The following is a 12,896-nucleotide window of genomic DNA, read 5'->3' as shown; positions in this document are numbered from 1 at the left end:
ACGGAACTCGGACGGGTACGGCTTGGGCACAATGACATCCTTCCAGCCCACCCCGCAGGGCAAGCCAATTCAGATGTCACCTACTCGCGCAGCAGACCCAGCTGGCCCACTCCGTCATGGCTTCTTTCGACGAATACGGAACTCCTTGGCTGCTGGAACGCTTGTGATGTCAGTCGCTCTACGCGACGCTCCTCGCACACAACCCCCTAGCCTGTTATCGCGGCACGGAACTCACGACCCAACGGCGCACGTTTCGACGGAAGGCCAGCCGCACCCCTCGCCACTGCGCCTGTCGCGCTGAGGGATCGTGCTGAGCCTCGCTGGGCGGCGGGTCGACGGCGACTACTGGTTCTCAGCGAAGTCCTCGAATTCAAACAAGGTTTGGATCTCGTCGTGCTCGTCGACCTGCACCCGGAGCACCTTCTTTCCGGTCTTCCCGGGGAAGCGGCGTTCGAAGAGCTGCTTGAAACCATCGACGTCGTCGCTCACCTGCATGAGAGTGGTGACCGTCAAGATCTGCCGATCGAGGTGCTGATTGCCTGTGTCAGCCGTCAGATGCTGGTGATGCTTTCGCGCACGATATCCAGAGCCCCCCACTGGGTTCACGCGCCTCAGCTCTTCAACCACGCCGTCAGGCAGCTGCTCGTAGATGTATGTGTTGATGAAGCGCCCCACATAGCCGGGTCGCTTCGAGTTGCCGGGCTTGTAGTCCCACCCGTACAGGCGATAGATCTCTCGGAAGAACTCGTCGGGAAACATCTGAACCCACGGCCGGAACGCCTCGAGTACGTACGCAGAGAGCAAGCGCTGCAGCTCATCGCGGGCGCGAACATCCTGATAGCCGGTCGCCTCGTCGACGAGGGCAATGATCCCCACCTTGGCGAGGCTCCGCATGAGCACCTCTGCGGCAGCGGCCGCCCGCTCCTGGCTCGGGAGGAGAGCACCGCGGAGCCGTGCCTCAAGGTAGACATCACAGATGCTCGGAAGAGTCTCCGCCTTGTAGCCGACGCTCACGAACTTGTCTCCTGGCCGGCGGTACTCGATCGGCGTGAGCTCGTTCAGCAGATGTGCACCGATGAATGGCTCCAGGTTGTTGGCGCTCAGGAACGGCGCGCGCTTCTCGCTGTCGGGATCTCCTCTTCGTCCCATGCTCTTCGCCCGCCCGAGCGCTTCCATCACCGTTCCCTGTGACAGCACCCGAGTTCCGTCCTCGAGTACTGCGCATTCGATCCTCGTGTCGCCGATCGCGAGCGCCCCGGTGTAGTCCGCCGAACGAATCGTCGTATCCCACCTCGCTCGTGCTGCACGCTGCGCGATCGCCGATCGCTGTTCTGGACTCAGCTTGCGAGCCCGAGCCTTCCCGCCTTCGCTCGGGTCGAAGAGGAACATCTCATCTCTGCCTTCAGCCATGCTTTCCCGCCCTAATGCTTGATGCTTGCTCTGCATGCATACCCTAGCCGCGACCCCCGACAATCAAGCTGCTCGCCACTCCGAAGCGCGGGATACCGGGCACTCTGCCGAGTATTCGAGTGATCTGCTCGCCTGGCAGATCAGCATGCTTGCCGGTGCCAGAAGGAAGGGAAGATCTCCACGGCTCCATAGAGCAACGAGCTGCTCAGCCGGCGCCTCCCTGCTCGATGGAGCTGCGATTGTCGTCGGCCTGGTCGCGCTCGTGGTTCGGCGTTTGCGGAGCGGAAGCAAAGCCGTAGCGTGACGGCCCGAGTCGCGAAGAGGGATCGTTGTTGCGTCGATCTACCCGAGGTCCACGCGTCGTCTCGCGTTCGGAACCGCCTTCACGCTGCGAGGCCAGAGCTTGCCCACCAGGCGGGTGCCTGCACGATCAGCAGTGCGACCGCACCCAAAACTGCGGCCGACGCGATGACGATCGCGCCCACGGCATGCCGCAGCCGCCGGTCCTGATTCCGGCGCGCATTGCGGAACGCGATGATCCCAAGACCGGTCGACCAGATTCCGACCACGACAACGATTCCTGCCATGGCGATCAAGAGCGTCGAGCCGACGAGCGTCGCCAGCGCGGTAGGCAGGGCAATCGGAATGGCCAGGCACATGGCCGCCGCCGCGAGGGCGATCGTCGCCTGGACCAATGCCGACACCGCCAGGTAGTTCGTGGGAGACGTCGGATCGAGGTCCCGGTGACTCTTCAGGTACGCCACAAGCTCGGAGTCCTCGGGCTTGGGTCGGAATTCCGTGTCAGACCATGCATTGCCGTCCCACCAGCGCTGCAGATCCGGCGCTTCGGGGTCCTCGTACCAACCCGCTGCAATCGCACCGCGCTCGAGATTGTCGCGGTCGACCCCAGATGCCATGCCCTGAACCGTACCCTGTCGCACGCCGAACTCCGCCCGCGCCGACGTCCCGATGAGGGATCCCGCTAACGTCGGGTCATGAACCTGCGAGCGGAGCGAGATCAGCTGTCGGTGCCGACCTCCGCGTACAGCATCGGACGCGATTCGAACGAGGCATACTGCCTGACCAAAGAGGCCGATGGATGGCACGTCTTCATAGCGAGCGCGGTCGCCGAAATGCTCAGCACGTCTTCTCCAACGAGACAGATGCCACGACGGAGCTGAAGCGTGGAGTTCTCCCGGACAGCGCGGTGAACTCCATACGGTCGCGCGCAGACTGAGCCCGCAATCTCGACTCGCTGAGGGCGCGTCCTGACCAGGAACCCGTGGTGCGCGGCCCGCACGCTCCGGCCACTTGGTGAGTTCGCCGTCGGATGGTATTCAGGTGGACACCAGGTCGCATTGATTGGTTCAGGGATGGCCCTTCTTGATTGACAGGATTGTATGTAGATGAGTCCGAGGTCACGCGTGGCGGCCAAGATGGCAGTCGACTCCGCACTTCTGCTTGGCTCGGGCACCGGAGCGCTGCTCCTTGGATTCTTCATCGAATCGCGCCTCGTCGCTATCGGGCAGGAGGAAGTGGGGGGTTTGGTCGCCATTGTCGGCGGCGGGTTGTGTGTGGCGTTCGTCTTGTACTGGTTGGCGTCTCTCCTTCGTCTGGACGGCCGCCTCCGTGAGATCGAGCTGGCAGAACGTTCGGGCTTCACAAATGTTGTATGGGGGACTGGGCGCGTCAGTCAGACTGTGGCTGCGCATCGTGCGGCACCGGCGTACGTGACCCGAGGGGTGACATCGCTTCCTCTCGATTTCAGCATCATGGCTGATGGGGCGGGAATCTCAGCTTGGGGTGGTGCTCGACAGTCACCGCATCTTCTCTGGCTGCTACCGTGGCGCGACATTCACTCCGTCACCGTCGAGGCGCTCCACTTCGGCGGTTCCCTGGCCCTCGGAATACGGGTGCACGCGGTCTGCGAAGGCACACATCTGAGCTTCGAAACGCCCTCGAACGGTCGGGGACCGGGGGCCCTCTGGCCACTCTCGCGCCCTGAGCTGGACGCGACCGTCACGAGAATCATGGCCCAGCGGGACGTCGGCATCGCCGTACCGCGAGAATCCGACGAGTCATCATGATTCAGCAGGCTGGCAAGGCGGTGAAAATCGCCGTCTGAAGCGCCCCGATTCGTCGTCCGCGCCCTGCGATCGGATCTGGTCTCGGGTGCATGCAGGAGCCCGTCCGCAAATCCCTCGCGGTGGTCAGTGTCTTGGCCCTTCTTACAGCGCGCGGCCTGCTTCTCTGGATAGTGGTCCCGGTCGGCTTCATAGCTTGGCTGCTCGTCGGCTGGGTCTTCGGCACCGGACCGGGGCAGTTCCTCGGGTGGATCGACGTCAATCTCATCGCAGCGCTCCGGCGCGTGTTCATCCACCGGGTCGACGGTGGGTGGCCAATGCCGCGCCTCGCGTTCGTTCCGATTGGAATGCTGCAATCGGTGCGGCACCGTGTCCACCTGGTCTACGACTCTGTTTGATCGGTCGCCTTGTGGGTGCGGCAACCGCCGTCGAAGTGTCCCTCAGGGACCGGCTATCGGGCGCTGCGCGCAGCCACGTCGCGGCTTGCCTCGCGCTGACGGGGCGTGGGCGACGGTAGCTTCAAGGCAATGCCTACGGAAGCGAAAGCGAATACGACGATCCCCGGCTCCATGCGGCGCGAGTGGGTCAGCGCGCAGGCAGCTGTGGCGGGCTGCGTCGCCGTGGTGCTGTTCGCGATCGTGTCCGCAATCGGTTGGTCCCTGGCCGGCGCGGATCTAGAGGGGCTGGAACGGATCGCTATCGCGGCGCCGATCGTGTTCGCGATCGCCTTCGCCGTCCGAGCGGTGGGCACGCTGCCGTTCGGTCAGCCCGCGGGCGTGGTCCGGGCTGTGCTGATGGATGTCGCGGTCGTAACGGCTGCGGTGATCTTCATCATCACCGTTGGCTCGGTCGGCGACCCTTCAGGTTTCGCGATCTACTCAGGGTCGATCATGGCGATGTTCCTCGTGCCCGGCACCGCCGTCGCTTCCCTCGTGGTGGAGCTGGTACGTCGCATTCCGTGGCTGACCCGCGTCGCAGTCCTTGGTGCCGTCGCTGCCGGAGTGCTCGCGCTCGGCATCTATGCCCGAGCGATCAGTGGTTGACGGCGGGCGTCGACTCAGCATCGCGCTAAGGGATCCCGTTAGGACTGGTGCTTGCGGCTTCTGACCCACATGGCCAGAGCCACGATCCCTGCGGCTGCGACTGCAGCGCCTCCGAAGACCAAGGTGTTCCACACAACGAAAGAGTCCACGCCCGACGGTCTCACGCGCAAAGTGGGAGCGCAACGATCACCGCGCCGGTCGCGGGAGGCCCGCTGAGGGATCCGCCTGTGCGTCGCCGTCGATATTCCGGCGGCCCTGGAGGGATGATGCTTCAATGGCCCTCTCGAAGCAGCACCTCCCCGCGGCGCGATTCGCGCTGATTGCCGTGTTGATCATCGCCCTACTGCTGCAATTCGGGGTCGTTCCGCTCGCCGCTGCCCAGGCCGCGAGCCAATACCCGGAGTATGCAGACCTGGCGCGCCCTTACGTCATCGCGATCGGAATCGCGATCGGATTGTTCGAGCTCGCCCTGCTTGCCGCATGGCAGATACTGTCCGCTGCCGCGGACACCCGTCCGACGCGACGGTGGGCGACCATCTTCACGCTTGCACTCGTTTCGTCGGGCGTCGTATTCGCAGGCGTCTTCATCCACGCCGGCTCGGTAGCGCGCGTCGGTGGCCCACCGATGCTCTTCGGCCTGCTCGCCGCCCTCGCCGTCGTGGTCGGCGCGGTCGCACTGAGACGCAAGGCATCCGAGCTCACGCTTGTCGATGCTGAGGTCTGACCGCCGCTGGCAACACAATCTCAGTTGCGGATCAGGTTTGCGATGGCCTTGGTGAGCGCCGAAGTCAGGGTGCGTGGGCTACGCGGCTGCCTCGGGCACGGCCAATGCGCGGAGAGCCAGCGCGTCGAACCTGCGCAACATCGACCACTCGAGCTCTGCGGTATCGGTCCGAACGGTGACGATGACCGTGTCGCCCCCGCCGATGATCTCCGAAAGACTCGCGTGCCTCCGCGATCCCGCAACGGTGGCCGCGATACGAACGTCGACGCCATCAAGACGCAGCCGTCCCGGACGGATGCCCCAGTCCCCGACAAGCCATTCCCTGCTAAGTCCGGCCTGGCGCCCCGAAATGACGCGGAGCCCGCACAGGAAGGTCCGGCGCTTGGCAGCGTTGGCTCGACGGCGACCGATGAATCCATCCGCGATCAAACCGCCGAACAAGGAGCCGACGAGTTGGCCGACGAAGTCGATCACCCCATTACTCCGATCGCCCGCTCACTACCTGCACGCGGAGCAGCCTAGACGAAGGCTGTTCGATGGCCGCATCGGGTGCGGTGCACAGACGAATCGCAATGAGGGATCGTGCGTGCATTTGCGATCGGATCTAGTCTCGGAGAATGCAGAAGTCCGTCCGCGAGACCCTCGCGGTGGTCAGCGTCTTGGCCTTGCTCACGGCGCGCGGCTTCCTTCTCTGGATAGTGGTCCCGGTCGGATTCGTAGCTTGGCTGCTCGTCGGCTGGGCCTTCGGCACCGGACCGGGGCAGTTCCTCGGGTGGCTAGACCTCAATCTCATTGCAGCGCTCCAGCGCGTTCTCATCCGCCGCGTCGACGGTGAATGGCCAATGCCGCGAGTCTCGTTCGTTCCGATTGGAATGCTGCGGTCGGTGCGGCACCGCGTGCACCTGGTCTACGATCCCGTTTGATCGGTTGCCCTGAGGGATCCCGTAAGGTCGTGTCGTCGGCGGGCGGTTCGACGTAACGCATGCTCCTCGGGTGATGACGAGGGCTCGCGTGCGGCGCCGCGAGCGGGCCACACCTCCGCGGGTGTACTGGATTCTGCGACGCTTGTCGCCGCTCATCATGGCGGTTGGAATGGCGGCATCCGGGTGGTTCCTCATCCGCGCGATCCTCGTGTGGGGGGGCCGGCGGCCGCGAGTATGCGTTCGGCGCAGACATACCGCTTTCCGCCGTTGTCGTGCTGTTGTGGGCGGGTGCGATGTTCGCGCTGATGATGCCGCCCGCCAGCGTGCTCGCTCACCCATCGCGACCGGTCGCTGACGCGCCGCTGGTGGTATGGGAGCTGGGCAATCGGTGGCGATTCTGGACCGTCATCGCCGCACCGGTGTGCGGGCTGCTCGGTGCGTTCGTCCCGTTCACGATCCCGACTGCGCTCGGCTGGAATCCGACGATTCCGCCAAACCTCGTCGGCTTGCTCATCGCGGTCCCGCTCACGGTCGGATCTGCCTTGATGATCTGGCTCGTGATGCGGAGCATCCTCCACGGCGTCGAGCTCACACCATCGAAGCTCGTGGCGCGTGGGTATTTCCGTTCCCAGCGATTTGAACGACGACATGTGATCGACGTACGTGTCGTCGAGGCGAACTGGTGGGTGTCGTTCATGTTCACGTTCTTCTTGCGCATGGACGTGGAGAGTGCCCTGCGGCTCACGCTCGCCGATGGCACGCAACACGTTCTCTACGCGAGCAACGCCCACGCGAACGCCGTTGAGCGCGGGGCAGCGGTCATCCGAGCCTGGCGGGACGTCCCCGTATCGCAAGTGATCTAGACCGTGATCAGGTGACGCCGTTCTGCTCCGGTCGTCGCGCTGAGGGATCGCAAGCGGATCGGCAGTGTGGTTGCGGCTCAGATGCCCATGACGAGGCGAATGCCGTCGGCGATCTTCGTCTGAACGTAGCTCGGGAGGTGCCCGACCGGGAACGCGTCGAGAAACTCCCGGCTGACCGGTCCGATCTGCGATACGACCGCCACCGAGTCTTTCTCAAGGCCGGCCGCGTCGACGGGTACGAGCACGTTGCCGGGGAACGCTTCGAGCGCGACGTTCGACGTCAACGGCACGACCAGGACGGTGGCGATCCGCGTGGCGAGCAGCCAGTCCTCCTGCATCACGACAGCAGGACGCCGCTTCGCCGGTTCCGATCCGCGCGGTGAGCCGAAGTCGACCCAGATGACGTCGCCGTGGGCGATCACCACTCGGTCGCCTCGAGCATGCGGCGCTCGGACTCCGAGAGGAACGGGCTGTCTGCAGAGGGCTGCCCGACGCGTTCGATGACCGCGTTGGCCAGGGCGGTCAGCTCGGCCTCGCCCTCGAGTTCCTCGACGAAGCGGCGGCCAGCGCGTCGAAAGAACTCCGAGCGGTTCATTCCGTGCCGGGCGGCCACGCGTTCGAAGCGCTCGAAGTCGCCATCCGGGATGGAGATCGCGGTCTTCATGACCAAAGTATAACCGGTCATACCGATTGTGTCGCTGAGGGATCGGCAGCGATCAGTCAGTGTGCCGCGATATGCGCGTTGCGCTTCTCGATGAGACGGCGCAGGTACGGGCCGATCACCAATTCCGCTACTGCCCCGAGCGGTCCGAGTGGCGCGTCGAACTTCACGCGATCGATCATGAGCGTGCCGGACCCGTCCGGTTTGAACTCGTGCTCGTGCCGGAACGAGCGGAACGGCCCGCGCATCTGCTCGTCGACGAAGCACTCCGGTTCCGTCATCGCGGTGATGCGGCTGGTCATCCGGATCGGCACCCCGAAATGCCATGCCCGCCAGGTGACCTCTTCGCCGTCCCTGATCAGACCGGCGGTGACGCCGGCGATCGCTCGCTCGTGCGAATCCGACATCGACGCCATGTGCAGGTCGATGCTTCGAGAGCGGTCGAAGGTCTCCTGCACGCCGGCGGGCACGTGCGTCCGGCATTCGAACTCGACAGTCACAGAGATCAGTGTCCCACCGCGATGCTGTGACTCGACGATGCAGTGAGGGATCGGCTGCGCACCAGCCCTGACGGTATACTCAGAGTATGACCACGACGATCAAGGTGAGCGATGAGCTGCGTGACCGCCTCAAGGAGCAGGCGGCACGCGACGGCCTCACGCTCGGCGCGCACCTCGCGCACCTCGCGGACGCGGAGGACCGCAGGTGGCGGCTGAGCACCTTGAAGGCGGCGGTCTCCGCATCGACGGCCGCGCAGGCCGGCTCGCACGCTCGGGAGTCGGCGGAGTGGGAGCGCACCGAGCTGACTGACGCCCAGTCGTGACCGAGGCGGAACTCGCTCCCGGTGTCATCGCCTGGGCATCGCTCGAGCCGGTTCGCGGCCGGGAGCAGGGCGGTCACCGTCCGGTGCTGGTCGTCGCCTCCGACGGATATCTGGACGCAGTCACGACCCTCGCGATCGTGCTTCCGATCACGACCACTGATCGCGGATGGCCCAACCACGTCCGGGTCGACGGGCCCAGCGGCCTCGATCTGGCATCTTGGATCATGACCGAGCAACCGCGAACCCTCTCGCGTGACCGGCTCACGAGGATCTCGGGTCAGGTATCGACCGAGTGCCTCGGAGCAGTGCGGATGTGGCTGGGCGACTTCCTCGATCTCTGACCGCGACCGGCACCCGACGTCATCCGCGACCTCCACGTCGCGATTTCGGATCGGCTCGTCGGCGGAGTACGCCGCGTGCGGCGCGCTCGGGTTCACGCTCGACGAGCTGGACGCCCCTTCCCGCGCTGCGTGGCGCTGACTCACGTGATTCGGGCGACCGCGGAGACGGATCGGTCGTGCGTCGCCGGCGGACCGGGCATGGCGGGCGGATCAATGTCCACGGTACTGTCGGGGCCGTGATCATCGCGATCTTTCGTCGCCGCCTGCGCGACGGCGCGACCTTCGACGATTTCATCAGCGCGTGGGAGGCCGACCAAGGCTTCGGTGTCCCGGCTCGGGTGTTCAACGCCGTCTCCGTCGACGACTCCCGCGAGATCCTCTCGGTCGGGTTCGTCGACATCGCCGCCGACGACCTCGAGGCAGACGTCGCGAAGGTCGGCCTCCAGGAGGCGGTGCGGCACGCTCGGATCGACGAGGTGATCGAGAGCACGTTGCTGCACGCCTACTACGACCTCCGCACCGAACACGACTTCACTGCGGACCCACGTACCGTCGAGATCGGTTCGCTGACGAGCATGCTGTCCGCCCTCGCGCCGAAGTCATCGGCCAGCGACTGATCAGCGGACGATCCCACTCCGCAGCAACTCGGCCCTCGTGCGAGGCCCGGAGGCCCGGAGGCCCGCCTCGTCGAGCACCGAGCCCACGCCATCGGGCATGCCGCGCTCGTGATCGACGAGCGCGACGGACGCGAGCCCGACGACCCACGGATCGGCCCGTCGGCGCCGCTGGACCGGATCGCCGACGTCCACGCCTGGCAGGCGCAGCGGTACGCCGAGCGGACGCAGGCCCCGGCCGGCCGGGACTGACCACTCGCCACGTGGCGGCCGTCAGCCGTCCCTGTGTGGTCTGACCACATCTGCTACCATGTGGTCAGACCACAGGCGACGAAGCGGGACGACCCGCGCGGGCGGGAGGGACATGGCCGAGGCAGCCACGGTTCGATCGCGCGAGCCCCGCGCATGGCGCGCCGTACTCGAGCACGTCGAGCGCGGGCTCCTCGACGGCGATCTCGCCCCCGGCGACCGGCTCCCCGGCGAGCGCCGGCTCGCAGCCGACCTCGGCGTCGGCCGATCGAGCGTGCGCGAGGCGCTCCGCGTGCTCGAGGCGATGGGCCTCGTCCGAACGCAGACCGGGTCGGGGCCGACCGCGGGCGCCATCATCGTGTCGACCCCGAGCGGCGGCATGAGCACCCTGATGCGCCTGCAGGTCGCCGCCAGCGGGTTCCCGGTGCACGACATCGTGGCGACCCGGCTGCTGCTCGAGGCGCACGTCGTAGGCGACCTGGCATCGGACGCGGCACCGGGCGCGGCGGACGCACCGGCCGGATCCGGCCCCGTCCACGCTCTCGGCGCCGCGGAGCGACTGCTCGACGCGATGGACGACCCCGGGCTCGAGCCGGCCGAGTTCCTCGCGCTGGATGCCTCGTTCCACCTCGCGCTTGCCGAGGCATCCGGCAACCAGGTGGTCACCGCGATGATGGTCGGCATCCGAAACGGGATCGAGGCCTACGCGCTCGCCGGGCAGGAGCGGATCGCCGACTGGTCGGCCACGTCGTCGCGGCTGCGCGCGGAGCATCGCGGCGTCCTTGACGCCATCCGCTCCCGCGACCCGGCCGCGGCCCGCACCCGCATCCGAGACCACATCTCCGGCTACTTCGCCGAGATCTCATCCGTCCCGGGATCCGCCCCGTCCACCCGCCCGTGACGCCGTGCGTCCACACCAGAGAGGCCGCCGAGACATGGTCCAGCGCCAGTTCCCGAATCCGCGCGAGCTCGCCGAGCTCATGCGGTTCAAGACCCCGACCCTGAACCCGACCGAGCGCCGCCTCGAGAAGGCCCTCACGATCGGCGACCTCCGGGCGATCGCGAAGCGGCGCACGCCGAAGGCGCCCTTCGACTACACCGAGGGATCGGCCGAGGCCGAGCTCTCGCTCGCCCGCGCCCGTCAGGCATTCCTCGACATCGAGTTCCACCCGTCGATCCTGCGCAACGTGCCCGAGGTCGACACGAGCCGGCAGGTGCTCGGCGGGCCGAGCGCGCTGCCGTTCGGGATCGCGCCGACCGGGTTCACCCGGATGATGCAGACCGAGGGCGAGGTCGCCGGTGCCGGAGCGGCCGGCGCCGCCGGGATCCCGTTCGCGCTCTCGACGCTCGGCACCACCTCGATCGAGGGAGTGAAGGCGGCCAACCCGCACGGCCGCAACTGGTTCCAGCTCTACGTGATGAAGCAGCGCGAGATCTCCTACGGCCTCGCCGAGCGCGCCGCGGCGGCCGGCTTCGACACGCTCCTCTTCACCGTCGACACCCCCGTCGCGGGCGCGCGCCTGCGAGACAAGCGCAACGGCTTCTCGATCCCGCCCCAGCTGACCCTCGGCACCGTGCTGAACGCGCTGCCCCGCCCGAGCTGGTGGATCGACTTCCTGACCACCCCGAAGCTCGAGTTCGCGTCGCTGTCCTCCACCGGCGGCACCGTCGGCGAGCTGCTCGACTCGGCCATGGACCCCACGATCTCGTTCGCCGACCTCGACGTCATCCGGCAGATCTGGCCCGGGAAGATCGTGGTGAAGGGCGTGCAGACCGTGGATGACGCGAAGCTGCTCGCCGACGCGGGAGTGGACGGCATCGTGCTCTCCAACCACGGCGGCCGCCAGCTCGACCGCGCCCCCGTGCCGTTCCTGCTGCTGCCCGAGGTGGTCCGCGAGGTCGGCCACGACCTCGAGGTGCACCTCGACACCGGCATCATGTCCGGCGCCGACATCGTCGCCTCGATCGCGCTCGGCGCCCGCTTCACGCTCATCGGCCGCGCCTATCTCTACGGCCTCATGGCCGGCGGACGCCGGGGCGTCGATCGGGCCATCGAGATCCTCCGCGGCGAGATCGTGCGCACCATGAAGCTCCTCGAGGTCGCCACCCTCGATGAGCTCACCCCGCGGCACGTGACCCAGCTCACCCGCCTCGTGCCGGTCGCCCGCGCCGCCGCCATCGCCGGGGAGCAGGCGGCCGAACGGATGCCGCAGCCGAACTGAATCGCCGCGCCGCGCGCGCCGCGCCCGCGACTGCTCGGCTCAGGCGAGTGAGAGCACGAAGGAGAGCACGAACCCGGCCGCAGTGCTCAGCGCGACGGCCGGGCCGCCGTGCTCGTACGCCTCGGGCATGAGCGTGTCGGCGAGCGAGGCGAGGACCGCGCCCGCGGCGAACGCGAGCGGCAGCGAGATCGTCTCGGGGTCGGTGTTGGCGAGCGGCCCGGCGCCGACGACGACCGCGACGACCAGCAGCGCCGCGGCACCCGTCCACAGCGCGAGGATCCAGGCGGTCGAACGCCCCTGGGCGCGCATCGACGACGCGCCGACGAGCGCCTCCGGCAGGTTCGAGACGAAGATCGCGGCCAGCAGCGCCAACCCGCCCGAGCCCGCCTCGCCGATCGACACGCCGAGCGCCAGGTTCTCCGGCACGCCGTCGAGGGTCACGGCGGCGAGCAGGGCGAACCCCGCGGCACCCCGCGTCGTGGCCGAGGTGGGTGCCCGGTCGGATGCGGCGGCATCCGTGTCGAGCTTCGGGCTGCCCTCCACCTCCGCCGAGGGCCGCTCCCGGTCGGACGGTTGCGCCCAGCGGTCGAGCAGGGCGCTCAGCGCCGCGAAGACCACGGCGCCGACGAGCAGCCCGAGCGCGGCCCGCCCCAGTCCGCCGCGTTCGTACGCGTCCTCGAAGAGCTCGAAGGCGAGCGCGGTGATCAGTGCGCCCGCGGCGAACGAGAGCAGGATCGCGAGCAGCCGCTTCGGCAGCTCCACGCGCGCCCCGAGTGCGGCGCCGACCACGAGCGCGCTCGAGGCGACGATCCCGAACCACAGCGCCGTCCCCACGCCGGAATTCTGGACCCGTTGCGGCCGGACCTGAAGGGGATTGACGCGCCGCGGCGGTCGGACTCCGAGTTCGACGACGGCGTGCGCGTGCCCGATCGCCGTGGA

The 12,896-nt window shown here is 67.3% G+C and carries 19 protein-coding genes; 12 read left to right on the top strand and 7 right to left on the bottom strand.

The window, feature by feature from the left end; genetic code table 11:
- Window positions 1-342 precede the first annotated feature (342 nt).
- Both ABME01_RS05365 and ABME01_RS05360 read right to left on the bottom strand, forming a co-directional pair.
- Entirely contained in the window at window positions 343-1,446 is a 1,104-nt protein-coding gene (locus ABME01_RS05365) for a P63C domain-containing protein (protein ID WP_353827325.1), read from the bottom strand.
- Between the two features lie 347 nt (window positions 1,447-1,793).
- Window positions 1,794-2,327, bottom strand: a complete 534-nt coding sequence (locus ABME01_RS05360; RefSeq protein ID WP_353827324.1) for a DUF2510 domain-containing protein — start codon at window positions 2,325-2,327, stop codon at window positions 1,794-1,796.
- Window positions 2,328-2,846: 519 nt separating this feature from the next.
- On the opposite strand from ABME01_RS05360, the gene ABME01_RS05355 reads away from it, so the two are divergent.
- The 4 genes from ABME01_RS05355 to ABME01_RS05340 all read left to right on the top strand — a co-directional run bounded on the left by ABME01_RS05355 (window position 2,847) and on the right by ABME01_RS05340 (window position 5,261).
- Entirely contained in the window at window positions 2,847-3,497 is a 651-nt protein-coding gene (locus tag ABME01_RS05355; protein WP_353827323.1) for a hypothetical protein, read from the top strand.
- A gap of 89 nt (window positions 3,498-3,586) precedes the next feature.
- Window positions 3,587-3,892 (top strand): hypothetical protein, encoded by a 306-nt coding sequence (locus ABME01_RS05350; RefSeq protein WP_353827322.1) that lies wholly within the window; start codon window positions 3,587-3,589, stop codon window positions 3,890-3,892.
- A 129-nt stretch (window positions 3,893-4,021) separates the two neighbouring features.
- Complete coding sequence (locus ABME01_RS05345) at window positions 4,022-4,537, top strand: hypothetical protein (protein ID WP_353827321.1); 516 nt, start codon at window positions 4,022-4,024, stop codon at window positions 4,535-4,537.
- A gap of 274 nt (window positions 4,538-4,811) precedes the next feature.
- Window positions 4,812-5,261, top strand: a complete 450-nt coding sequence (locus ABME01_RS05340) for a DUF2975 domain-containing protein (protein ID WP_353827320.1) — start codon at window positions 4,812-4,814, stop codon at window positions 5,259-5,261.
- Window positions 5,262-5,339: 78 nt separating this feature from the next.
- Here ABME01_RS05340 and ABME01_RS05335 read toward each other — a convergent pair whose 3' ends face one another.
- Window positions 5,340-5,735 (bottom strand): hypothetical protein, encoded by a 396-nt coding sequence (locus tag ABME01_RS05335; protein ID WP_353827319.1) that lies wholly within the window; start codon window positions 5,733-5,735, stop codon window positions 5,340-5,342.
- A gap of 143 nt (window positions 5,736-5,878) precedes the next feature.
- On the opposite strand from ABME01_RS05335, the gene ABME01_RS05330 reads away from it, so the two are divergent.
- Both ABME01_RS05330 and ABME01_RS05325 read left to right on the top strand, forming a co-directional pair.
- On the top strand, window positions 5,879-6,184 hold the full coding sequence (locus ABME01_RS05330) for a hypothetical protein (protein ID WP_353827318.1): 306 nt from the start codon (window positions 5,879-5,881) through the stop codon (window positions 6,182-6,184).
- 293 nt (window positions 6,185-6,477) lie between these two features.
- Window positions 6,478-7,047: a PH domain-containing protein gene (locus tag ABME01_RS05325; protein WP_353827317.1), complete on the top strand. Its 570-nt coding sequence runs from the start codon at window positions 6,478-6,480 to the stop codon at window positions 7,045-7,047.
- 77 nt (window positions 7,048-7,124) lie between these two features.
- Here ABME01_RS05325 and ABME01_RS05320 read toward each other — a convergent pair whose 3' ends face one another.
- From ABME01_RS05320 to ABME01_RS05310, 3 genes are read right to left on the bottom strand one after another with little or no spacing between them, the layout of a single operon-like run.
- Window positions 7,125-7,472: a type II toxin-antitoxin system PemK/MazF family toxin gene (locus ABME01_RS05320; protein WP_353827316.1), complete on the bottom strand. Its 348-nt coding sequence runs from the start codon at window positions 7,470-7,472 to the stop codon at window positions 7,125-7,127.
- Window positions 7,466-7,711 carry a CopG family ribbon-helix-helix protein gene (locus tag ABME01_RS05315; RefSeq protein ID WP_353827315.1) on the bottom strand — a complete coding sequence of 82 codons (246 nt, stop codon included), beginning with the start codon at window positions 7,709-7,711 and terminating at the stop codon, window positions 7,466-7,468. The genes ABME01_RS05320 and ABME01_RS05315 overlap by 7 nt, the downstream gene beginning before the upstream one ends.
- Before the next feature lie 56 nt (window positions 7,712-7,767).
- Window positions 7,768-8,208, bottom strand: a complete 441-nt coding sequence (locus tag ABME01_RS05310) for an SRPBCC family protein (RefSeq protein ID WP_353827314.1) — start codon at window positions 8,206-8,208, stop codon at window positions 7,768-7,770.
- Between the two features lie 86 nt (window positions 8,209-8,294).
- On the opposite strand from ABME01_RS05310, the gene ABME01_RS05305 reads away from it, so the two are divergent.
- From ABME01_RS05305 to ABME01_RS05280, 6 genes are all read left to right on the top strand, one after another.
- Window positions 8,295-8,531 carry a hypothetical protein gene (locus ABME01_RS05305; protein ID WP_353827313.1) on the top strand — a complete coding sequence of 79 codons (237 nt, stop codon included), beginning with the start codon at window positions 8,295-8,297 and terminating at the stop codon, window positions 8,529-8,531.
- Window positions 8,528-8,872 (top strand): type II toxin-antitoxin system PemK/MazF family toxin, encoded by a 345-nt coding sequence (locus tag ABME01_RS05300; RefSeq protein WP_353827312.1) that lies wholly within the window; start codon window positions 8,528-8,530, stop codon window positions 8,870-8,872. The genes ABME01_RS05305 and ABME01_RS05300 overlap by 4 nt, the downstream gene beginning before the upstream one ends.
- Window positions 8,873-9,108: 236 nt before the next feature.
- Window positions 9,109-9,489 carry a hypothetical protein gene (locus tag ABME01_RS05295; protein WP_353827311.1) on the top strand — a complete coding sequence of 127 codons (381 nt, stop codon included), beginning with the start codon at window positions 9,109-9,111 and terminating at the stop codon, window positions 9,487-9,489.
- A gap of 108 nt (window positions 9,490-9,597) precedes the next feature.
- Window positions 9,598-9,738: a hypothetical protein gene (locus ABME01_RS05290; RefSeq protein WP_353827310.1), complete on the top strand. Its 141-nt coding sequence runs from the start codon at window positions 9,598-9,600 to the stop codon at window positions 9,736-9,738.
- 112 nt (window positions 9,739-9,850) lie between these two features.
- Window positions 9,851-10,636, top strand: coding sequence for a FadR/GntR family transcriptional regulator (locus ABME01_RS05285; protein WP_353827309.1), 786 nt, complete (start codon window positions 9,851-9,853; stop codon window positions 10,634-10,636).
- 34 nt (window positions 10,637-10,670) lie between these two features.
- Window positions 10,671-11,957 carry an alpha-hydroxy acid oxidase gene (locus ABME01_RS05280; RefSeq protein WP_353827308.1) on the top strand — a complete coding sequence of 429 codons (1,287 nt, stop codon included), beginning with the start codon at window positions 10,671-10,673 and terminating at the stop codon, window positions 11,955-11,957.
- Window positions 11,958-11,996: 39 nt separating this feature from the next.
- On the opposite strand, the gene ABME01_RS05275 is transcribed toward ABME01_RS05280, so the two are convergent.
- Window positions 11,997-12,791: a ZIP family metal transporter gene (locus ABME01_RS05275; protein ID WP_353827307.1), complete on the bottom strand. Its 795-nt coding sequence runs from the start codon at window positions 12,789-12,791 to the stop codon at window positions 11,997-11,999.
- Window positions 12,792-12,896 lie beyond the last annotated feature (105 nt).

This window comes from Agromyces litoreus (genome assembly GCF_040496015.1).
Taxonomy (GTDB): Bacteria; Actinomycetota; Actinomycetes; order Actinomycetales; family Microbacteriaceae; genus Agromyces; species Agromyces litoreus.
The sequence above is the reverse complement of the archived record's forward strand: the minus strand, read 5'-3'. Positions and strand labels throughout refer to the sequence as shown.